Here is a 21,667-nt window from a genome sequence, read left to right as displayed (position 1 = left end):
AAATTTCTTCAAACCATCGGACTGGCGGCGCGCTGTTAAACAAGGCCAAGTCGCTATGCATCATTGGTAAAATAGACCAATTTACCTTGGCTATTTTGACTCAATGCCATAGTCAGCACGAAAGGATTTCAACCCTCGGCTTGAAAATTGTAGGGCACGGGTGTCGAGGGCTTTCTCTGCCCAGCCTTTAGCCAAAATATCCTTAAGAACCCATTGACCTAGAACACCAGCTAGATGGCTGCGACGCTCGCTCCAATCGAGGCATGACTTACACAAAGGGCGGCGAGATTGACGACTTTTCGGTACATCGAATACATCATCTGGTGCACCCAGCAACGAGTGTTCTACGCCACGTTTAGCAAAAAAGGTCATCCCTGCTGCGGTGATTTTTGTTTCGCCCCCTTCATGGACGATCAAATCCTGCCGACTTAAGCTGTCATAAAGCGCAACCCCCAATTCACCCGCGAGATGATCATAACAAATGCGAGCCAGTCTCAATCTAGGGTCCGCAGGTCCATGAATGACATTAGGGTTCGCAATGGCAGCGCTCATGTTGAGCAGACTTTCCAACAGTTCGGCCACTTGGCGGCTCTGGAGCTGAAAATACTTATGCCTCCCCTGCTTACGCACGAGCAATAGCTCACCTTCAACCAACTTAGTTAAATGGCTGCTGGCAGTCTGTGGCGTGATGTCAGCTTCAAGAGCCAGTTCTGTCGCAGTCAATGCCTCTCCGCCCATTAAAGCTATCAACATACGTGAGCGGGCGGCGTCACCAATCAAGTTGGCAATAAAAGCGATGTTAGGTTCCATGCTTGTAATCTCATTCGGGGACAGTTCGATAACCATCGAAGCATTAATTTTTCTGGTAATTACAATGCAACTAAAACCTTTAGCACACAAGCCAATGGCGCCAAACACTATGAAAATTACCTGTTTTATCGAATACAAAATAGACCCCTTCAAATTGGAACAATTTGCCCAATATGCTGAAAACTGGGGCGATATCATTCCAGCCTACGGCGGCGAACTCCTTGGCTACTTTCTGCCACACGAAGGCACCAACGACACTGCATTTGGTCTCATTAGCTTCGATAGTCTGGCCCACTATGAACGCTATAGAGACAAACTGAAGACAGAAGCCGCAGGCAAGGCAAATTTTCAGTTGGCCAAGCAAGGAGAATTCATTTTGAGTGAAAAACGCAGTTTCCTAAAGCCGATAGCAAAGACCTATCAAAGAGCTGCGGAGACAAAACTATGATGGTCGTTATTTTTGAAGTCGTGCCGAATCCCGGCTGCCAAGAACGGTATTTAGAGATAGCCGCCGACCTGAAATCAAGCCTGAGTGAAATTGCAGGATTTATTTCAATCGAACGGTTTCAGAGCATGGTCAATCCCGAACGCTTATTATCGCTGTCATTCTGGGAGAATGAGGCTGCGGTACAGGCTTGGCGACAACAGATATATCACCGCGAGGCACAAACTCAAGGACGCGTACAATTATTTGCCGACTATCGCCTGCGGGTTGCCGAAGTTGTTCGTGACTATGGCATGTTCGACCGTACTCAGGCACCAAGGAGCAACTGATATGCTGCTACTTGAGTATCTGAACGCCCATTTTTATACTCGGCAACAACTGCTCGAAGTGACAGGGCAGACAGAAGCTAGGTTGATTAACTACCAAACTCAAGGCGTTATGCCTGCATGCTCCTATCGACTGCAGCTCAGCATAGTTTGCGATTCCGTCTTTGGCACACATAATGAACAGCTGGCAATTGAATACTATGCCAAAGGCTATGGCGCTTGGTTAACTATGCTGCATCAACTCGATACAGACACAGACATTTATCCCATCTTTCAGCGGCGCTATCTTGAAGCCATTGAAAAATTAACCGCCCCAGAAGGCAACGGCCTCGAGCGGATTCCAGACACCAATCTAGCGCAACATATACAGCAGGAATGGGAGCATTTCCTAGCGGGCACCTATGGCTTATGTACTCAATCTGGATTGCCGGAAGATATTGTCGCAAAAGAACTCGCCATAATCACAATTAACGCTTTAACCAGCAAAGACGAGCTGAGTCATAACGAGTTGCTCAAACTGACAACGGCAGTCACGCTGCTAGATGAGGTCAGCGCTGCATTTGCGCCGCACGAAAAATCCCGAAGTTCCCGCTATCGTCTAGTGGATGAAATACGTCGGCGTTATCGACTAGCGGATCACGCCAACACATAGCCTTAGCTGCAAAGGACATGATTTTAGTTAAACCGCTACGACTGCATTAATTTACTTTATGCATCTCTTTATATAAAAACACTACGTCTTTATCGATGATTTCGAGTCGCCAGCCATAGTAATGCGCAAGCCACTCAAAGGTCGCTTGTGCGTAAAAATTGATGTGGGTGGGATCGTTTTTATAGTGCCAACTGGCAAAGGCGGTTTGATTTTGTACGCGCTTGGTCATCACAGCCAATATGCCGTTGGGTTTTAATAACCTATCAAGTTGGGCAAGCAAACCTGCGGCATCGCTCACATGCTCTATGACTTCGGTTAAGGTAATAAAGTCGTATTGGCGGACTAAGGTTGCGGGGTTATTAGCGTAATAAAGGTCGTAATTATCGATTTGATAACCCCGCGCCTTTGCCATCAAGCTCAAGGCTTTGCCTTCGCCGCAGCCAAAATCGAGCCCTTGGGCCGAAGTGCTAACACGGCTAAGTAGTGGCTCGAGTGTGCGATTTAAAAAGGTTTGATAGCCCAGATCATCGGCATGGTTCTCGTGCTTATCATACTCGGCTTTTTCTTCCTCGGCCGAGAGATAAAACTGGGCTGGCACGCTAACCAGTTGGCAGGTTTGGCATTGGTGATAATCGCGCTTTTTATCCTGATGATAAGCGAGTAATTCTGTGCAGTGGCATAAGGGGCAGATATTCAACAACAATTCCTAGGGATAGTAAGGTGTAATTAATGAGAGTAGTCGCAATGCCAACAAATAAGGCTAGCACTGCCTAGCTGAAATCGACTGTGTCGATGGCCCGCTTAAGGCTTTGGGATTTTACGCTCTTTTGCTGCGGCTTCTTTTGCTTCCCGTAAATATTTTTGCTCGCGACTTTCCCTCTCGTCGAACTGTTTCTGTGCCTTGAGTTTTTGCTGAGCCTCCCAATCATGGGTTTGGGACTGCTGTTTGATTTTATCTTCTCGCTCTGCAGTCTCCTTGGCGGCTTGGCGCGCCTTCTCTAATTGGGCCTGCTCTAATCGCTGGGAGTCTATACGGGCCTTATCGGCTCTTTGCTCTAGGGTTAATTTTGGCTTTGGCGCATCGGCGGCATTAGCCACAGCAAGATGAATGCTGGAAATCAGTATGAACGACATCAACATTTTAGAGATGAGCACCTTAGATAAATGTGCCATTTCCTGCCTCCTTTATTTGGTCATCGGATGGATGAACGATAACAGCCAACTCAAACACGATGCGAAAAACATAGCATAAAATCTGTCAAAGTTTGAAATATGCAGCAGGTGTTCTTAAAAAATATGCTTAAATACAAGTCTTAAACTACACTTTTTGAGTTTCTATTTGAGTGAAACAACAATTAGGTTTATTTTTAACCCCATTGGAATGATGTACTATTGGGCAACTTCGTATCAACGAAGACCTAAAAAATAGGATGTGACCTTATATGTGTCACAAGGGAGTATCCTAAATGATCAGATGGCAACACTTACTTAAGAAACTCAGTACGGATGATCCAGTACTGCAAGAAAAGCTGTCGCTCTGGCAAGCACATCCCCACAAAACTCCCCTAGCCTTAATTCAAGGCTTCAGCTTTATTAGCGCCAACCAAGCGACACTCGGTTATTTTGAGACTGAGTATGACGCCTTTGTGAATGCGACGCCCTATGACTTTTCTCCGAGAATTCAATCCTCCGGCCGCAACAGTGTTGAATATGCGAGGGAAATGATCCTCGAAGCCATTGCAGGAAATAATGTTGAATTCAACTGGCTACACTTGAGTCAACTCGGCAATGAACTGCCAACTCGAGTAAACCTTTATCGCTGCTATCTGCAGCAACAGCCCGTTGTGCTCGTGGAATTTAAAGCGCTCAATCGCCGTAATCAAATGCGCGAAATTATTACCGATGGCTTTGCCCATATTCCTAAAGAGATTTTGTCGACGACGCTCGAGGAAAGTGCCGAAGCTGTGTATATCACAGACACGGAAGATCAGATTTTGGCAGTTAATAAAGCTATGTGCCGTATTTGCGGTTATAGCGCCGAGCAGCTTATCAGTAAAACCCCTGAATTTTTAGAGTTGAAAAGCCATCATTTAGGGGCAGAAACCGAATGCCAAACTGCACTGAAGCAAAGGGGCTTTTGGCAGGGTGAAACCTGGAAGAAACGTTCAGATGGTAGCAATTTCCCAGCTTGGCAGAGTAGCCGTAAAATCATTACCGAAGATGGCGCTCACTATAATGTGAATATTTTCAGTGATATTAGCACGAAAAAGTTGTTAGAAACTCAGCTGACGACCCGTGCTATGTACGATACCTTGACTGGATTGCCTAACCGATTCCACCTTAAGCAGATCCTCAATACTGCCCTCGAAAAACTTAAAACCGATCCCCTCGCCCTCGGTGCGCTAATGTTTTTAGATCTCAATGGGTTTAAAAATATCAATGACAGCTTCGGCCACTCCATGGGCGATAGAGTATTACAACTCGTCGCAGCCAGACTCGAAGCCGGTTGTATCGAAAAAGCCGACATAGCTAGGATGGGCGGAGATGAGTTTACCTTAGTGCTGCAAGACTGTAGCTGCAAGGATGAAATCCAACTGTTTGCAGAACAGATACTCAGCTTATTTGAGAGCCCCTTTGAAATTGAAGGACAAAAGTTTTTCTTAGGCACAAGTATCGGCATTGCACTATTTCCGACCCACAGTGATAAAGCGGGACAGCTGATAAGTCTTGCAGATACGGCCATGTATTGTGCTAAAAAGAGCTTACCGCACCTCGTGTTTTACGATAAGGCTATGAGCCAGGCCGCAGAGTTAAAGCTGCAGTTAATCAATAGTCTAAGACATGCTCACAGCTTAAAACAGTTCACTCTCGCCTATCAGGCCATAGTGGATTTACACACAAATCAAACGATTGCAGCCGAAGCATTACTGCGCTGGCAAAAATCACCTACCGAGTATTATGACGCTGCCGACTTTGTACCATTGCTGGAAGAAACAGGGTTAATTGTCAGTATTGGTCAATGGGTATTAGAACAAGCTTGTGTGCAAGCGGCACTATGGCGGGCACATAATCAGGCAGACTTTAGAATTTCAGTCAATGTGTCGCCACTGCAATTGGAACACTTAGATTTTATCGACCAAGTAATTAACGCCTTGGACATGGCTAATTTACCTGCTGAAGCACTGATTTTAGAAATCACCGAATCGGCACTGTTACGCCAACCTGAGCAAGCACGACTCACACTCAACCGCATAAAAGCCCTAGGTGTCAGCATTGCTATCGATGATTTTGGTACTGGATTATCCTCACTCAGTCGTTTAGGCACTTTGCCCATAGACAGTGTAAAAATTGATGCCGAGTTTGCCTTGCGCTTAAACGAAGTTTCAGGACAAAAGCTCTGCAATGCCATAGTGCAACTCGCACAGGCACTCGATATTCACTTCGTCGCCGAAGGCATAGAGACTCAACAACAAAGGGACATAATGACAGACATGGGCCAAGGTTTTGCCCAAGGATTTCTTTTTGGTTATCCGAGTTCAGTCGATAACTTCACCCAAACCTTTCTTGCGGAAAAACATATAGCTTAAAGCTCGATAGCCCTGCCAGCACGCCATCAACTAATGGTGATTAACAATAGAATTACTCCCCTGCAAAGCCAGTTATGGACTGGCAAAGCACTTTCACTATTATTAACAAAAACATATAGCTTAAAGCTCGATAGCCCTGCCAGCACGCCATCAACTAATTGTGATTAACAATGGAATCACTCCCCTGCAAAGCAATTGGCTGGCAAAGCTATCTCATCATTTGCTGCGCAAATGAATCCTTATTATTAAACCGTATTTCACACTAAGTTAGCGTGATCTGAATAAGATTTTGACTAATTTAATTCGTACGCAGTATCAAAACTCAATAACTTAAAGGCATTAAATCAGACCTAAAACCTCTAAGGCTAAATAATTTCAAACCATTCACTTAGTCTCGCAGTTAGGTTTGTTTGAGTTCTGATAACGAGCCTGCACAGTGCTCGGCATCGCCTTAATCCGCAGCTCAACCATAGCATCAAATGCCGCCATTAATGGCTGAACATCCAGTGCAGGATCAAGAGCGCTTAGCATATAAGCGCAAGCTTCTAAGGTCGATAAACTGTCGCTACGACTCGACTTACGGATCCGATAACGCGACTCATAACCTTCAGTCAAATGCACCGCTGGATACTGGGTTAACCAAGGATTCAGCTGCAACATCTTAAATGCCTTACGCCAAGTACCATCGAGTAAGAGCAATACACAATCTGGGTTGATAGGCTGCTGTTCAACACTCACACTTTGCTCAGAGGGATAGACGAGATAAATAGGCTTATTACATGCCGCTAAATATTCCCGCAAACCATTGAAGTCGGGCTCGTTTTCGCCCACATAAACTTGCGTTTCTGCGACCACAAGACTCAATACCCGCACACTATTTTTTTTATGTTCGACTTCACTCGGGTGCTGTAAAACCACCAACTGAGTCATTGGAGAGATAGGCAGAACACTCGCACACAGACAAGCATTCAGGGGATAACGACAAATAGCACAATAGTGGCGGGACAAGCTTTACCCTCGGTTTAGTGAGTTATTTTACGAGTATACCAAAGGATAAAAGGGTATTAGACACAATAAAAAATACCCACAGTTCGCGGTCAAACAAACTGTGGGTAAAGGGTGTACTCTGTGATTAACGACTTTGTAATTAACCTGTGCTGCGAACTAATGCTCGCCAGCTAACTGCTCTTGATGCCAGTGGTCAAATCGACTCAGCGCCATCATCAATAATAAACCGAGAGGAAATACGCCCATCACTAAGGCCACTGCATAAGGGGCGGTTAAACTCGTTTGTTGTACGAGTCCAGCAAGCACGGACGCACCGCTCATCTGAATAAAACCTAACATAGCCGCGGCAGTTCCAGCTCGTTCACCAAAGGCCGACAGAGCCATACTGGTCGCTGGACCGAGTAAGAAGGAAAATCCAACCCCTAACATCAACATAGGCAACATAAAGGCAAACGCTGCCATCATTCCAGTACTCGGACCGAATTGCTGACCCGCCACAGTGAGTGCTGCAGACAAAACGAGTATGGACAGGGCCAAAATCGTTGTAGGACGATTACCGAGTTTGCGAATGATCAGGGGTGCAGTAAAACAGGCCACGATATTAAACACGGCATTGAAACCGAATAGACCACTGAACATGAGCTCAGAAAGCCCTAAATGCCCAATCAGCCACACAGGCGCATACGACACGTAACACAAAATCGCCGCCATCGCCGACATACAAGCAAAGGCATAAAACAAAAAATGAGCGTTACCCAGTACAGGCTTATATCGACCCCAACGGTAAAGTGGGCCAGTGGTGACCGTATTAGCAGGTCGAGTCTCAGGTAAGCGATAACCGACAACAAGCATCATCAACATGGCATATAACGTCATGAATACGAAGGTTGAGCGCCAACCAAATTGCATTGCTAATAAGCCGCCTAAGGTCGGTGCTAATGCGGGAATAACGCAAATGGCGCCATTTAAGTAACTGTAAATCTTAGCGCCTTCCTTTTGATCGTAGCAGTCACGTACGGCGCTGAACACCACAATAGAAGTCGAACAGGCAGCCAAACCTTGCAGCAAACGGGCAATCTGTAACCAATGAAATTCGACAGCTGCAGCTGCTAAAAGGCTACTCGCACAGTAGAGTAACACCCCGAAAATAGCCACGGGACGGCGACCATAACGGTCGGCTAATGGCCCAATCAACACTTGACCTAAACCCATAGCGAATAAAAATAATACGATCGTGGATTGCACATCACTGGCAGATACGGCGAATTCTGCCGCCATAGTTGGCATTGAAGGTAAGTAAATATCGATGGCTAATGGGCTAAGAAGCACCATAGACATCAGGATAGGTAATAGATTGCGCCGCATAAATAATCTCAGTTGATCAGGAAAAGGTATTTCAGTGGGCGCTATTTTAATTAACTCAAGGTATGAACAGAAATGGTATAATTTCCAAAGTAAATTTCCTCTGAGGAATATCTGTGAATATCGACAACTTAGCCAGAATCGATCTTAACTTGCTGGTCATACTCAAAGTTCTGCTAGAAGAGCAAAGCGTGACTCGCGCCGCCAGCCGATTACATATAAGCCAGTCAGCCCTCAGTAAGAGCTTAAATCGGCTCAGAGAAACCTTAGATGATCCGCTATTTCAGCGCACGGCCCACGGCTTAAAACCGACGGCGCACGCCCTCATTCTGGGACAAAAACTGCCGAATATTTTGCAAGACTTGTATCAACTCACCCAACCTCCGACCTTCAATCCCGCCAGTAGCAATCGACAGTTCTCCTTTGCCATGGTGGAAAGCGCCTATGAAACCTTAATCCCATATTTTATTGGCCCTATGTTGACCACTGCACCCAATGTCAAACTTGACTCCTATGTCTGGACCGAAAAATCGATGCAGGATTTACAACAAGGGCAAATTGACTTTGGTATTTCAGGGCGGGACTTGCATCCATTGTCCGATTTTCAGGTGGATCGCCTGCCCGAAGGGATTGCCTATCAAACACTGTTTACCGATCAACAAGTGTGTTTAGTGCGTGAAGACCACCCGCTGATGGCGGCGCTCACTTCAGAACAATGGAAGCTCCCACTCTACCTCGACATGGCCCATGTGCAGGTTCGCTGTGAAGGCAGCGATTGGTGGGCACTGGATTACTTTCTTGCCGATCTCGGCCATCGACGCCGGCTCAGTACGACAGTACCCGATTTTTATGGTGCCGCCAGTGTATGCGCCCACAGCGACTTAATCTTCACTCTGCCCTCGAGCTTTGCAAGGCACGCCTGCCAGCTCTATCCGCTTAAACTACTGCCCTTACCCTTCGAATTTATGCCCATGGCCTATGTGCTGTTATGGCATCAAAGAAATGATGAAGATCAAGGGCATAAATGGATTAGAGAAACGATTTGTCAGAGTGTCGCTAAGTTATTTACTCCCGCAGAAATGCTTTAATACCAATCACTTTAAATATCTAATCAGTTCAGAGCCACACAGGCATTTCAATCCAAGGCGAATTGACGCAGAAATGGTTATTCCCTTTTAAGTCAATGCAACACCGGAGTGGGATGCCTGTGTGGCTCCCGAAGGGCGGCTGATGTTAATGGCATGGCAACGCGCTTTATACTGCATTCAAGGCTTTCGACAGAGAACCACTATGCCTTCAAGCCTTCGCCTTGTCTAAAGCGCGTTGAACTTCCGCTGAATGAACAGATATTTAATACGATTGGTATGAAACACCAAATCACCATCAATAAAAAAGCCCGATAAAGCAAAGGCGTTATCGGGCTCTTATCAAAGTGAAGCGCTACAAATAGTGGCTACAGAATAAAGGTCGCGACCTGTGCATTAAGATCGTTAGCACGGGCTTTTAAGTCTCGCGCCTGTGCCAAATCAGCCATGGCCGAGGCGGTAATCTCATCGGTCACATCTTTAATCGCAACCGTATTTTGGGTGATTTCACCCGTCACTTGAGTCTGCTCTTCCGCTGCGGTAGCAATTTGGCCTGCCATATCTGAAATCACGTTGACCGCTTGTGTAATCTCTTCAAGGGCTTTTGCCGCCGCATTCGCATCATCAACACTGTGACCCGCTAATGCTTGGCTGCTTTCCATCAAGCTGACGGCTCTAGCGGTCGTACGTTGCAGCGTTTCAATCGTGGTGTGCACTTCTTGGGTCGAATCCTGAGTACGGCGTGACAGTACACGCACTTCATCGGCGACCACGGCAAAGCCACGGCCCTGTTCACCAGCACGAGCCGCTTCAATAGCCGCGTTAAGCGCTAATAAGTTGGTTTGCTCTGCAATCCCTTGAATCGTTGCTAGAATGCTTGAAATTGATTGAGCATGACGGCTCAAATCCCCAATGACATCGGTCGCTTGAGTGACTTCATCGGCCAACGAATTAATCGAGTTACGGGTTTTATTGACTAACTCTTTACCCTGTAAACTGCTGGCTGCAGATTGTTGAGCGGCCGTCGCCGTGTTTTCAGCATTGGCCGCAATCTCATTGGTCGCACTTGCCATTTCAGTTACCGCAGTCGCGACCATAGCGACTTCCTGTTGCTGACGTTGCAGTTCAGCCACCGAGGTTTGCGTGGTGGTAAGACTACGTTCAGCATCAGCATCTAACTCATTCGCTAACTGACGGATATGGCTGATCAACTGATGTTGACTACCGACAAAACGGTTAAAGCTGTCGGCAAGTACGCCCACTTCATCTTGAGTATCGACAGAAATACGCTGAGTTAAATCACCGTTACCATCGGCGATACGCGCCAGTGCCTGCGATACTCGGCTCAACGGGCCCAGTAACATGCCAACTAACCAAGAAATCGCTAACACACTCAAGAGCAATACAAGTGCCGATAGCCCCAGCTGAGTAAGTAACAGGCTCGTGAGTGGCGCTTCTAGCGTTTCCTTATCAAGCACTAACACTAATTCCCAATCTGTATTAGGAATATCAACGCTCCAAACTAACTTGTCGCGTCCTTCATTTTCAAAATACATAGGTAACAGAGTGCCAGATGCACGGCTCTGTTCAGGCAAGTTACGATTCAGCTCATTATCGATATCACCTATAGGTTTCATCGTCTTAGCTTGATCTTTATAAGCGATAACCGTGCCGTCTTTGTGCATCATGATGGCATAACCGTTGGCCGGTAACTTCATCCGATTAACACCGTCCACTAGGCTGGCGATAGATAAGTCACCACCCACAACACCTTGTGCGGTAGGCTGCGCCATAGTCACAACCAGAATGTTATAAGCCACATCCACGTATGGTTTTGTCAAAATAAGACCGCGCTCACTGGTGGCTTGTTGATACCAAGGGCGGCTACGGGGATCATAGCCCGTTCGGTCTATACTCGGATCAGAATCCAGTATTTGCCCCGCTTGGCTCCCAAAATAAGTTAACTGGAAACGGCCCGACGCTTGTGCTTGTTGTAATGTATTTAGGCTATCACCCTCAACTTTACTCGCCAGTGCCCCCATAATATCTTGGCGGCCAGCCAACCATTCTTGAATACGCTCTGCCTGCTGCTCACCTAAGCGTTGCACTTGTTCTAGGCTGTTTTGTAACAGCTGGGACTTTTGGCTGGAATAACTTTGCCATGACAACAAACCAATCACGAGTGAAAGGGCTACCACGACGGAGAACAGAATTTTTTGCTTGAGCGAATATGAGTTCATGTTGGCGTCTAATTTATTAACAAAGCAGTGAAATAAGAGGGTGTCTGAGCGAGTTGAACAAACATTTACATCCAATGTAATAAGGCGGCTAACTGAGTTAAAACTGCAGCTTAATCTGAACTGAATTTTCTCATACTCTGTACAGTTCGCAAAGAAGTTGCTCAGATTTAAATCAAAAAGATTCTTGTTAAAACATATAATTAACCGACCGTTATTCGATGAACAACATGGGCGACCTCGAGTTCACATATCAAGATGATACGTAACAGCTTAATAGCATCAGAGGTAAAATAAAGTAAATTAATCAAGATTAACGTGACCTAGACACACTCGCTATTGCACACTAAATGTCCACTGCCTATCGAGGAGTTCTTATGATTTATCACCAGTTCCAACAGAGCCCGCTGCAGACCCGAATTTCTGGCCCACGGGCTTGGTTAGCCATGGCGCTTAGCGTTAGCCTGATCTGTTTATCGCTATTTTTATTGCCCTTCGTGCTTTTATTTGGCGCTATTGCGCTCGGTTGTTTAGTCCTGTTTAGCCGTTTTTACATGGCACGTCAGTTGGCTAAATTTAATCAAGCACAGGCAAACGCCAAGCAACATGCCCATGCAGCAGAAGAGCCACAGAGCCAAGTTTATGGTTCAGAGACAATTGTTAGGGAAACGAATGCAACGCGCTATCAAGGGCGAACTTTTGAGCATAAAGAGGATGAACACTAGCAGCGATAGCATACTCCCCTTAAGCGAGTAATGTCTGTGCGCGATTAAGGCTATGAACTTCCGCAGGATCTTGAGTGACTTTAAGTACATTTTCAATCTGTAATGCAAGAGAACGCCAAAGAGGCTCGATAATATCAGCCTCTTTTTTATTGGCATTTTGTCGCGCCAGCTTCAGCAAAGCGGCGGCTCCCACAACATCAACTCGCCCTAAGATACCGTCGGCCAGCGCCATACTCAGCTCGATCATCGCGGGCACACTGTGGCCATATTTAATCACTTGGCGCAGATAATCCTCAGCCTGAGTCAAGTCACTACCAAAGGCATTATCGTCATTGAGCATATGCTGCGCCCGCGTCAGCATGGCATCGAGTTGTCCTTGCTCGGCAGCTTCTGCCATCCAATACTCGCTGGCAATCATATCTCGAGTACAGCCATCACCATTGGCGAGCATTAATGCCAAATGATACTGGGCATGGGGATAACCCGCTTGCGCGGCTTTGCTAATAAAATGATAGGCTTGAGTTAGATTTTTTTGCTGGTAATGCAGCACACCTAAGTTCGCCATCGCTTCGGTTTGCTCACCCTCCGCTGCGCGCTGTAAGTATTGCTGCGCTAATTTGCTATCGGGTTGAAATGACTCACTGCCGACAAGATAAAAATATCCCAATAACGCCATCGCATTGACTACCCCTGCCTCGGCCGCCGTCGCAATAAGTTGCTCACCTTTCGCCACCTCTGGCACACCTTGATAACCGTGGATCAAGGCCACACCGTGCTCATGTAAGGCTTCCATATGCTTAGGCGCCGCAAGGGCAAACCAATAGGCGGCACGGGCAAAACTGTCAGCGGCGCTAATGTGGGAAGTAAGAGGTAAAACGCCAGAAGGTTCTGGATTAGCAGTAGCTTCAGCTGAAGTGACAAACTCTTGATCTTGTTGCTGCTCTTGCTCTTTCAGTATCAGAGCCTTGGTCTTAAAGGATATTCCCACTAGATACTGGGCTTCGGCGTCATCTTCCATCACAGCGCGGTAGCATAAATCCTTCGCCGTCAGAGTATCAGATGCTTCATAACGATAATCAGGTGCGACTTGGCCTTTAACCTTGGGATACAAGTGTTCGACTAGCGCCAAAACATCTTTAATAGATTTTTGCGCCAGCGCGAGCAATTGCGCTTGGGTCAGGTGATATTTTTCAGGATGAGCGCCGCGGTTACCGTCAGCCCGCAATCGATGCAGGGCGCGGGTCGTCTTAACATCAATAACACGCTGCTGATTTAGTTGCTCGATCCTATCGTATAGATTCGGACTCGAGAACGCGATTTGCTTATCTTGTCCCAGTAACTCAGTAAGCTTGTGGGTAAAGCTGCGAATGTGCAGTAGCGACTGAGTCGGCACATCCTGCACATAGCTTTTTGCCTTGAGGTAGTCATCACTCAAGGAAGCCGAAAAATCTTGGATAAACTCGCTATCCTTAATGACCGTTTTCGTCCCCATGAGTGATTCCCTGCAGGCTGAATTGAGTTTACATTACTCGACGCTTGGTTTTTTCGACACCATATATAAGCGGAACAAAGCCACGTTAACGAATAAGCCAATGAAAGACATAAAGGTATCCGATAGCATTTGCAGCGGTAATCCGCCCATAGAAGCTGCGCCTGACAACAGATTACCCACCACAGAAAGAGGCAGATAGAGCATTAATAGTGCAATAGTTTTCAGCACGATAGGGCCACTAAAGCTAAAACTGCCCTTGATGGCTTCCAGCGGTGTTAAACGCTCAACCACGACCATAAAGTTCACATAGGCCAAACGGGCGAAGAGATAGAAGCTAATAACCAACCCCACCAGCCACACAGGACCAAAGGCAGCAAACAGCATCACTGGCGCTAAAATCGCTAAACCAGAAAACACCCCAGCTAATAATAGTGGTGGAACAAAAGGTAAACTGGCCTTCAGCACCATGCCAGCAGAAGGACTATGCCCTTGAGAACGCAGTTCTAAAAACAGTGTCAGGGCGGCGATTAATACCGAAAAAGTGAGCAGTAACAGCATCATGGCGACCATGTGTGGTGCGCCAAACTGTGGATTTTCAAGATCGACTTTACTCATCTCTACGCCAAGCCACAACTGGATCCCCACTTGGATCAAAAGTAATGGAATCGTCAGCATAGCGAGTTGCGCCAGATGATTACGGAAGAAGTTATAGGCTTCTGACAAAATTGCGGACAGTGACATGCGACTTTCCAAATAATTGAAATGAATTAACACTTAGAATTGCCGCTAAGGATACCGAAAATCCCGAAGCAATGCACAGCAGAAATCACCAGTGTGAATCGTAAATCACAGAAAACTACTGCAACAAAAGTTGCAAACCCGCTAAACTGTCCTGCGAACACGTGCGCAAACCATCAAAGGACGCTTCCATATGAAACACACTCTTACCCTCTCGATCTTCCTCGGCACTTGTATTTTAGCGGCGCCAGCCAGTGCAGGATGGTTAGATAACTTGGCCGGAACTCAAGCCAAAACGGAAAAAGCGGCCACGACGGCGGCAGCGACTCAGTCAAATGATTTGGTTGGCAACGTCATGTCACAATTGGGTTTAAACCAAACTCAAGCCGAAGGTGGCTTAGGCAGTTTATTAGGCTTAGCACAATCTAGCCTAGGGACAACCGACTATTCAAAACTGGCTGCCAGCATTCCTAATGCCGATAGCTTGTTAGCGGCAGCACCTAAATTGGACTCAACATCAGGCGTTTCTGGCTTGTTATCCAAGGCGGGTAATTTAGGCTCATCACTGCAAGGCAGTGCTATGGTGTTAGACGCCTTTGAAAAATTGGGTATTTCTAAAGATCTGGCGATGCCAATGATCAACATTGCTAAGTCTTACTTAGAAACCAATGGCACTGAAGGCACCTCTGACTTACTGATGAAAGGTCTGAACTCGCTACTGTAATCCCGTTTTATCTCACCCTAAGCAACTCAGTGCTTAGGGTGAACTTTCGCCCCTCAATCGACTCTACCTTATATTGCCCCCAACATGAGAACCGCCAAATATGATTGCGAAGTTAAGACGATTCTTTGAAGCACATACGCAAGCAGTCTCACCTGAAGACAAGGCGCATCAACTTAAACTCGCCGCAGCGAGCATGTTACTTGAAGTGGTGTTTGCCGATGATACCTTAACGGCTGAGGAAGAAGCCTTATTGCCTAAGCTGCTGACAGAAACGCTATCAATGTCAGAAGCTGACGCTAAAACATTGATTACTGAGGCTAAAAGTGTGCAAGGTAGCGCGACCTCACTGTTTGAATTTACCTCAGCCATTAACGCCGAATTTAGCCTAGCGCAAAAGCAGCAATTATTGCTCGCCATGTGGCAACTGGCCTATGCCGATGGGCAGTTATCCCAATATGAAGACCAAATCATTCGCCGTACCGCTGATTTGCTGTACCTCAAACACAGCGAGTTAATTCAAATGCGCAATCTTGCCATCGCCGCCAGTCGACATACTGATCAAGCGCCTCAGTAATTCCACGGTTAAATCAAAGTACCAATCGATTAATCCGTCGCATAAAAAAGCGTGAATGCAAAACGCTATCTCGTTTCACATTCACGCTATAGTCTCAAGACTCTATTGATATCGCCTTTGACTAAAAATGATTTGTCCTGCCGCGCGATTTACTTAAACCCAACTCACTTAAATCCTAAGCTAAGGCTTTACCGATTTCGAACCCTGAACCGCGTAACTCAGTCAACTTAGTCCGCAATCCACCCATCTCCATTCTTAATCCTTTCTTGGTGGCTAACTGGGATAACCAACTGGTTTTCTCATCATCCTCAATGGTATCCCACTCATCCAACACTTTGTAAGATAGGCATAATAATGCGGCAAGTTTTGAAAATGGGTCCGAATCCTTAGGATGATCTTGATACAAAATACCTTCCACCAACGCTGTGGTGAATTTCCAATTTTTGGCCAGCAATGCGCCGATATCGGGTGAATCATATCCAAGCAACTCACGCTCAAACTCATGCTTATCTTTGCCCTGCGCCACGGCTTCAGCAATTTTCGCCGCATCTTCAGGTGACACAGCCGCAATGAGTAAGTCGCCAATACGGTGCAAGATACCGCAGGTGAATGCTTCTTCAGGTATAGCACCACAACGTTTCGCCATTTCTTGGCTGTATAGGGCAATCTCAAAGGTTTGCCCCCAAAACTGGGCTAAGTCGATTCCTTCACACTTAGGAACCGCGCCAATTACGGCCGATGCAAGCACTAAAGTACGCAGGGTTTGCATCCCAAGACGCACCACGGCTTCGTCGATCGTACCCACCTCTCGACTGCGTCCATAGTGGGCACAGTTGGCAAGGCGTAATACCCTCGCGCTGATTAAGGGATCGTGTGCAACCTTAGTGGCAATACTTTTTACTGTCGCATTATCATCATTGACTGCGTCTAATAGTTCACTGATCGCCTTGGGTAACCTGGGTAATTCATCCACTCGATTGAGTAACGCAGCTGAATCCATTTTTATGCTCCTTCTGTATGAATGATCAAAATATAGAACACAAACTAGCGCCTCGCTCGCTAGATATAATTAAATATCAGTAATGTGCAATCCTTCTGCGACACCTATTACCGGCCATCAAACTTAAGGTTTACCCCTCGATTTCGCTCAATATTAGTCACACTCCAACATATTCAGCATCGAGATCCATAAAGCTATGCACAGGCTGACGCAGAGCGAAAGCGGGATTGAAGCCCTAACGCTAGAGGAGCAACTTTGCTTAAATTGTAAATAAATATTTCAAAAATTCAGTAAAGAGTGATATTGATAAAAGGCCATTAACTCACTGTAAGGAAGCAATATGAGCCAAAACGCACTCGTTAGCCGCACTGGTCTTATCTTAGCTAGTGCTTTAATCACCTTAGGGCTGTTCGTCTTTATGGCGCAGCTCATCAACAATCCACAAACTGTCGCAGGACAAGCCTCGGATGCGCCGCAAATCAATATACTGATGGCAGAACGCACGCCGATACCGCCAAAAGAAAAAACTAAGCCCGAACCACCAAAGCCCATTCCTGCGCGGGAGCGTGTGAGTGTCCCCGGTGAAAACAGCGAGTCGTTAACTTTTACTCCTGAGACATTCATGCCCGAAATGCCAACGCAAACCACCCTCTATACACAATCTGCGATGACAGCCGAAGCTCTGCCAGTTGTGCAAGTGTCGCCTCGTTATCCCATAGATGCGGCGCAAAGTGGTAAAGAAGGTTATGTGGTTGTGGGGTTTGATATTACGGCCGACGGCACTGTGAGTAATGTGCGGGTATTGGATGCGAACCCTAAGCGTGTTTTCGATAAGGCGGCGTTATCAGCGGTGCAGAATTGGAAGTACAAACCGAAATTTGATGCAGGCAAAGCCGTTGCGCAACTCAATCAGCAAGTGCAGTTAGACTTTAAATTAGATCAAAAAATTTAATCCGCAGACGAATCAAAACGCACAAAAAAGCCCTGCAATCTCTTTCGAATTAAAAGAGTTCAGGGCTTTTTGATTGAACTTTTTTCAGGATTACTCAGGAATCGCTAAACCTTGTTTGCGGCTGATATGAGTCTTTTGCCACCACAGAAATGGCGCCACCACTAATATCAGTACCAATACATAGGACATGCTCGCACCTAAGGCAAAACCTAATGCCAAGCAAAACGCACAACCCAGCGCTACTAGTGGCCAATTATGGCGCGGTAATAACTTAGCGGCCGCTAACATAGCCATCAAATAGATCACCACAAATACGCCGTTGCTCCATGCAATAAGGTGTTCTAACTCTTGTCCAGTAAGATAAGTCAGCACTATCACGCTCGCCATCACAGATAACAGTGCAGCCAGTGCGCGAATAGGTACGCCGTGGGCATTCTTCACCGCAAAAAAGCGCGGCAAAATGCCTTCACAACTAAAGCTCCACACTAAACGTGCCGCACTGGCCGAATACACGTTCACGGTTGCCAATCCACTTGCAATCCCCAACACGCCAATCACTTGCGCGCCGTAACCACCGAGCAACTGATCAAACACGCCGATCATGGCGACGCTTTTATCCGTCGGCACTAACAGTAGTAATAGTGTACAAGCCACATAAATTACCCCCACCAGCACAGTGCCCATCATCATAGCGGGGATCATGTCCTGCTGTGGACGACGAAAATCATCAGCCAAATGCGTCATCGCTTCTATGCCCAAGAAACTCCAAAAAGCGATGCCAGCGGCAATCATCACGGTTGGCATTTCAGGCATACCATGGCTGGCGAGTGTTGTCAGGTGACCTGGCTGAAAACTGCTTGCGCCAAATAAGAGGACCACGACGGCCACTATGCACAGCGTTAAGCCAAATTGCAGCTTGGCCGACACTTGAATCCCCCTTAAATTAATCAGGAACAGGCCAAAAATCACTAATACTTCAACACCGACCTTGGACCAACCCGATATCGGCATTAAGGCATTCACAAACTGAAAGGTCATCAAAATCGCGGCGGGCGCGCCCATGGGTACAACCAGTAAAAAGATCAGTCCAATTGTTCGTCCAGCGGTGCGACCAAAGGCTTTTTCGACAAAGTAAGCGGGGCCAGCGGCATGGGGAAATACACTCGCTAAACGGCCAAAAACCAGCGCCACAGGAATAATGGCTAAGGTAAGTAATATCCATGCGACTAGCGCGCCAGATTGCGCTTTTTCAATTGTCATCTGAGGCAAAATAAACACCCCAGTACCAAGCAAAGTGGTCGCCATCAGACCCGCACCTTGCCAACGACCTATAGTTCCGCTATTTGAATTCATCTGTTAATATTCTGTGGTATTTGAGCTGTCAGTATAGTGAGATTTTGCCCCACAATCTGCCGTTAATTTCAGTGTTCTCCACGTCCAATACCGGCAAAATCACGGCAAATAGCGTTATTTCCGTCAAAATGACGGCCAGCTTAAGGTGTGGTGAAATTATAAGCTCAAATACTCAGTAAATTCTGTTGCCATTCAAACCAATGGCAAAATTGCACACAAATCCAATATAGCCATTTTCACTGGAGTCACCCTTGGATAAATTCGATACCGCCATCATTCATAGTTTGCGTCAGGATGCACGCCAGAGCGTGTCGAATATTGCCGAACAGGTGAACCTTTCCCGCAGCGCGGTAGCCGAGCGGATTAAAAAACTCGAACAGACTGGGGTGATCCGTGGCTATCAAGTGCTCTTGAGTGAGTCGCAAAAAGAAGGGGTGTCGGCTTATTTCGAAATCCAGCATCAATGTCCACGTTGCGCCGACGTGGTACACGTATTCCAAGCGATCCCCGAAGTGATTACCTGCCGTGGTATTTCCGGTGATATGGATTTACTCGTGTACGTGCATGCACCCTCGATGCGCCGCCTGCATGAGATCCGTGAATATATCGACACTCACACAGATATCATCAAGATCAAAACCCATGTAGTGATGAGTGAGTGGATTAATAATTTAGGCGAGTAAAGGAAAATCGAGTGGCCCCTAAAGCAAGAAACGCCACCCTAAGGAATAGAGGTGGCGAGGCCCATTTGGAGGCAGGGCAAAATATTGAAGTGTAAAATATGGCATCCTTGCCCAGCGACCTCCCTGTTACACAACCAACCGCGACTAGACTTACCCCTTGAGAGCTCAGCCAGCGCCGCAAGGGCCTCATCTACAATGTTTTCCTTTGACATTGTTTCCGCGATCCGTCGATTTCCTTGATTATTATCATCTTGTTCGTCTTGAATGAAGCGTTCGCACCTTAAGCGATCGTCATTTGTCCTGTGTACAGTATGAAGTTACGCAGCAATAACACCCCGATTAAGCTCAAGCAAGCCGTCCCTGCTACATAAGCCCACTTGCGTTTCGACGTCGTGGTCATAAACAGGTTCATTGCTAAGGGTCCTGATAAACCGAGTCCGATAATCCCTACCCAGAAAATCCAGCCCCAGAAGCCATAACCTAAGGCATTAAAGGCGGCAATTTTACTCTGTCCTCCGGTGAGCAATAAGCCAACGAAGAAGGTAAACAGCAGCACAATCTCAACTAAGATCAGCGGGATTTCCACTTTGTGGATAAAGTGCACCTCTTTGTCATTCGGTTTGCCATTCATCAACACGCCACCGAGTAAAGAAGATGCCGCACCGGAAGACAGCCCTGATGCCAAGAACAGTAAAGGCAGCACAGGATTTTTCAGCATGGGATAACCAGGTAACGCCGATAACAAGAAGCCGGTATACGCGCCCAATGCTAAGGATAGAATGACCAGTAATCCCGTAATCGTCGCCTCAAACCGAGCTAGCAATGCCGTCAGTTTAAGGACGATAGGGAAACGCGATTCACACCAAGCATCGACAGGTTTACGGAAAGTTAACCCAATCCACATAAACATAAACACTTGGTAAATCAACAGAATAAGTACACCCATCGACATCACAGATTTTGGATTGTAAAACACCAAAATCTTCCAAAAATCTAGGGGTTTAGTTAAGTCTGCAACCAATATGCCTAAGCCCGCCATCACGGCGACTGGGGCGACAATACAGGCGGCTCGCACAAAGCCAGACTGATAGGCGTTTTGCTTCAAAACAAAATGTTTCAACAGTACGGCGAAGAACATAGCCCCTGCTGATACACCCGCCAAAAACAAGTAGATCGCAATCGGCCAATGCCAGACTAAGGTATCAAAATGTAGGGCACTCATAGTATCACCTCCCCGGATTTCGCCAGGATACGGAACAACTTAGGTCGCGTTCCGAGGGCGACTTTCGCGCGTTGAGTTGGATTAGCGCGCAGCACTTGTACTAACTCAGACGTCGGATCTTTTAAATTACCGAACACTAACGCCTTAGTCGGACACGCCTCAACGCAGGCAGGCTGTTTTCCTTGAGCGAGATTCGTCTCACGGCAGAAATCACACTTATCCGCCGCGTGGGTGACTGGGTTAATAAAGCGAATTTTGTAAGGGCAAGCCGCAATACAATATTGGCAGCCGACACATTTCCACGCATTGACTGACACTATGCCGGTTTCTTTATCAATAAAGGCAGCGCCCGTTGGGCAGACGTTGACACAAGGTGCATCTTCACAATGCTGGCAAGAGATACGGCTAAAGTGATAATACTCATTCGGATACTCACCGAACGGTCCAGTTTGTTCAATCCTGACCCGAGAAACCCCTTCTGGCACTTGATTGGTCTCACGACATGCCACTTCACATGCGCGGCAACCAATACACTTAGTTTCATCATGAATCATCGCATATTTAATATCCGACTCTGCTTTAGCACCTTCAGCGGCATTCACTGTGGCGAGCAGTGATGCGCCCGTAGCGCCAGCAAATAATGCACATGTGCCTTTTAGAAATCTTCTTTTTGAATTTTCCATAACCTACCC

General features: G+C 46.7%; 22 protein-coding genes. 10 read left to right on the top strand and 12 right to left on the bottom strand.

Features of this window, described 5'->3' with window-relative positions; genetic code table 11:
• Positions 1-90: 90 nt before the first annotated feature.
• Positions 91-810 carry a helix-turn-helix transcriptional regulator gene (locus Q4Q52_RS07950; protein WP_014620552.1) on the bottom strand — a complete coding sequence of 240 codons (720 nt, stop codon included), beginning with the start codon at positions 808-810 and terminating at the stop codon, positions 91-93.
• A gap of 64 nt (positions 811-874) precedes the next feature.
• Between Q4Q52_RS07950 and Q4Q52_RS07945 the strand changes: the two genes are divergently transcribed.
• Genes Q4Q52_RS07945 through Q4Q52_RS07935 form a run of 3 tightly spaced genes read left to right on the top strand, consistent with a single transcriptional unit; the run spans position 875 to position 2,233 of the window.
• Complete coding sequence (locus Q4Q52_RS07945; protein WP_310802961.1) at positions 875-1,258, top strand: NIPSNAP family protein; 384 nt, start codon at positions 875-877, stop codon at positions 1,256-1,258.
• On the top strand, positions 1,255-1,584 hold the full coding sequence (locus tag Q4Q52_RS07940) for an antibiotic biosynthesis monooxygenase (protein ID WP_310802945.1): 330 nt from the start codon (positions 1,255-1,257) through the stop codon (positions 1,582-1,584). Before Q4Q52_RS07945 ends, Q4Q52_RS07940 begins: the two co-directional genes overlap by 4 nt.
• A gap of 1 nt (position 1,585) precedes the next feature.
• Positions 1,586-2,233, top strand: coding sequence for a DUF6058 family natural product biosynthesis protein (locus Q4Q52_RS07935; protein WP_310802944.1), 648 nt, complete (start codon positions 1,586-1,588; stop codon positions 2,231-2,233).
• 46 nt (positions 2,234-2,279) lie between these two features.
• On the opposite strand, the gene Q4Q52_RS07930 is transcribed toward Q4Q52_RS07935, so the two are convergent.
• On the bottom strand, positions 2,280-2,930 hold the full coding sequence (locus Q4Q52_RS07930) for a methyltransferase domain-containing protein (RefSeq protein ID WP_311990291.1): 651 nt from the start codon (positions 2,928-2,930) through the stop codon (positions 2,280-2,282).
• Positions 2,931-3,034: 104 nt separating this feature from the next.
• Positions 3,035-3,406, bottom strand: a complete 372-nt coding sequence (locus Q4Q52_RS07925) for a hypothetical protein (protein ID WP_199908772.1) — start codon at positions 3,404-3,406, stop codon at positions 3,035-3,037.
• A gap of 293 nt (positions 3,407-3,699) precedes the next feature.
• On the opposite strand from Q4Q52_RS07925, the gene Q4Q52_RS07920 reads away from it, so the two are divergent.
• The gene (locus tag Q4Q52_RS07920) at positions 3,700-5,820 is read left to right on the top strand and encodes an EAL domain-containing protein (RefSeq protein ID WP_311990290.1); all 2,121 of its coding nucleotides are present in this window, start codon (positions 3,700-3,702) and stop codon (positions 5,818-5,820) included.
• Between the two features lie 384 nt (positions 5,821-6,204).
• On the opposite strand, the gene Q4Q52_RS07915 is transcribed toward Q4Q52_RS07920, so the two are convergent.
• Positions 6,205-6,828 (bottom strand): tRNA-uridine aminocarboxypropyltransferase, encoded by a 624-nt coding sequence (locus Q4Q52_RS07915; protein WP_311990289.1) that lies wholly within the window; start codon positions 6,826-6,828, stop codon positions 6,205-6,207.
• Positions 6,829-6,984: 156 nt separating this feature from the next.
• Positions 6,985-8,193 carry a multidrug effflux MFS transporter gene (locus tag Q4Q52_RS07910; protein WP_106649064.1) on the bottom strand — a complete coding sequence of 403 codons (1,209 nt, stop codon included), beginning with the start codon at positions 8,191-8,193 and terminating at the stop codon, positions 6,985-6,987.
• Positions 8,194-8,306: 113 nt separating this feature from the next.
• Between Q4Q52_RS07910 and Q4Q52_RS07905 the strand changes: the two genes are divergently transcribed.
• Entirely contained in the window at positions 8,307-9,278 is a 972-nt protein-coding gene (locus Q4Q52_RS07905; protein WP_311890924.1) for a LysR substrate-binding domain-containing protein, read from the top strand.
• A gap of 365 nt (positions 9,279-9,643) precedes the next feature.
• On the opposite strand, the gene Q4Q52_RS07900 is transcribed toward Q4Q52_RS07905, so the two are convergent.
• Positions 9,644-11,515: a methyl-accepting chemotaxis protein gene (locus Q4Q52_RS07900; RefSeq protein ID WP_311990288.1), complete on the bottom strand. Its 1,872-nt coding sequence runs from the start codon at positions 11,513-11,515 to the stop codon at positions 9,644-9,646.
• Positions 11,516-11,889: 374 nt separating this feature from the next.
• Here Q4Q52_RS07900 and Q4Q52_RS07895 point away from each other — a divergent pair, with 374 nt between their 5' ends.
• Positions 11,890-12,237, top strand: coding sequence for a hypothetical protein (locus tag Q4Q52_RS07895; protein WP_106649060.1), 348 nt, complete (start codon positions 11,890-11,892; stop codon positions 12,235-12,237).
• A 19-nt stretch (positions 12,238-12,256) separates the two neighbouring features.
• Here Q4Q52_RS07895 and Q4Q52_RS07890 read toward each other — a convergent pair whose 3' ends face one another.
• Both Q4Q52_RS07890 and Q4Q52_RS07885 read right to left on the bottom strand, forming a co-directional pair.
• Positions 12,257-13,729, bottom strand: coding sequence for a DUF4145 domain-containing protein (locus tag Q4Q52_RS07890; protein ID WP_311990287.1), 1,473 nt, complete (start codon positions 13,727-13,729; stop codon positions 12,257-12,259).
• Positions 13,730-13,762: 33 nt separating this feature from the next.
• A complete protein-coding gene (locus tag Q4Q52_RS07885) occupies positions 13,763-14,470 on the bottom strand; it encodes a hypothetical protein (RefSeq protein WP_126493141.1) in 708 nt (235 codons plus the stop codon).
• Between the two features lie 190 nt (positions 14,471-14,660).
• Between Q4Q52_RS07885 and Q4Q52_RS07880 the strand changes: the two genes are divergently transcribed.
• Together Q4Q52_RS07880 and Q4Q52_RS07875 are read left to right on the top strand one after the other, a co-directional pair.
• Positions 14,661-15,191 (top strand): DUF2780 domain-containing protein, encoded by a 531-nt coding sequence (locus Q4Q52_RS07880; RefSeq protein WP_220591418.1) that lies wholly within the window; start codon positions 14,661-14,663, stop codon positions 15,189-15,191.
• Between the two features lie 100 nt (positions 15,192-15,291).
• Positions 15,292-15,765: a TerB family tellurite resistance protein gene (locus Q4Q52_RS07875; protein WP_311990286.1), complete on the top strand. Its 474-nt coding sequence runs from the start codon at positions 15,292-15,294 to the stop codon at positions 15,763-15,765.
• Between the two features lie 175 nt (positions 15,766-15,940).
• Here Q4Q52_RS07875 and Q4Q52_RS07870 read toward each other — a convergent pair whose 3' ends face one another.
• Positions 15,941-16,765, bottom strand: coding sequence for an HDOD domain-containing protein (locus tag Q4Q52_RS07870; RefSeq protein WP_006084589.1), 825 nt, complete (start codon positions 16,763-16,765; stop codon positions 15,941-15,943).
• Between the two features lie 340 nt (positions 16,766-17,105).
• Here Q4Q52_RS07870 and Q4Q52_RS07865 point away from each other — a divergent pair, with 340 nt between their 5' ends.
• Complete coding sequence (locus Q4Q52_RS07865) at positions 17,106-17,717, top strand: energy transducer TonB (RefSeq protein WP_259483594.1); 612 nt, start codon at positions 17,106-17,108, stop codon at positions 17,715-17,717.
• Positions 17,718-17,807: 90 nt separating this feature from the next.
• Here Q4Q52_RS07865 and yjeH read toward each other — a convergent pair whose 3' ends face one another.
• Positions 17,808-19,070 carry an L-methionine/branched-chain amino acid transporter gene (gene yjeH, locus Q4Q52_RS07860; protein ID WP_006079647.1) on the bottom strand — a complete coding sequence of 421 codons (1,263 nt, stop codon included), beginning with the start codon at positions 19,068-19,070 and terminating at the stop codon, positions 17,808-17,810.
• A gap of 251 nt (positions 19,071-19,321) precedes the next feature.
• On the opposite strand from yjeH, the gene Q4Q52_RS07855 reads away from it, so the two are divergent.
• Positions 19,322-19,753, top strand: coding sequence for an Lrp/AsnC family transcriptional regulator (locus tag Q4Q52_RS07855; RefSeq protein ID WP_006079646.1), 432 nt, complete (start codon positions 19,322-19,324; stop codon positions 19,751-19,753).
• 280 nt (positions 19,754-20,033) lie between these two features.
• On the opposite strand, the gene nrfD is transcribed toward Q4Q52_RS07855, so the two are convergent.
• Complete coding sequence (gene nrfD / locus Q4Q52_RS07850; protein ID WP_006079644.1) at positions 20,034-20,975, bottom strand: cytochrome c nitrite reductase subunit NrfD; 942 nt, start codon at positions 20,973-20,975, stop codon at positions 20,034-20,036.
• Positions 20,972-21,658, bottom strand: a complete 687-nt coding sequence (locus Q4Q52_RS07845) for a 4Fe-4S dicluster domain-containing protein (protein WP_006079643.1) — start codon at positions 21,656-21,658, stop codon at positions 20,972-20,974. The genes nrfD and Q4Q52_RS07845 overlap by 4 nt, the downstream gene beginning before the upstream one ends.
• Between the last annotated feature and the right edge of the window lie 9 nt (positions 21,659-21,667).

This window comes from Shewanella sp. SP1S2-4 (assembly GCF_031932075.1).
GTDB lineage: Bacteria > Pseudomonadota > Gammaproteobacteria > Enterobacterales > Shewanellaceae > Shewanella > Shewanella baltica.
The sequence above is the reverse complement of the archived record's forward strand: the minus strand, read 5'-3'. Positions and strand labels throughout refer to the sequence as shown.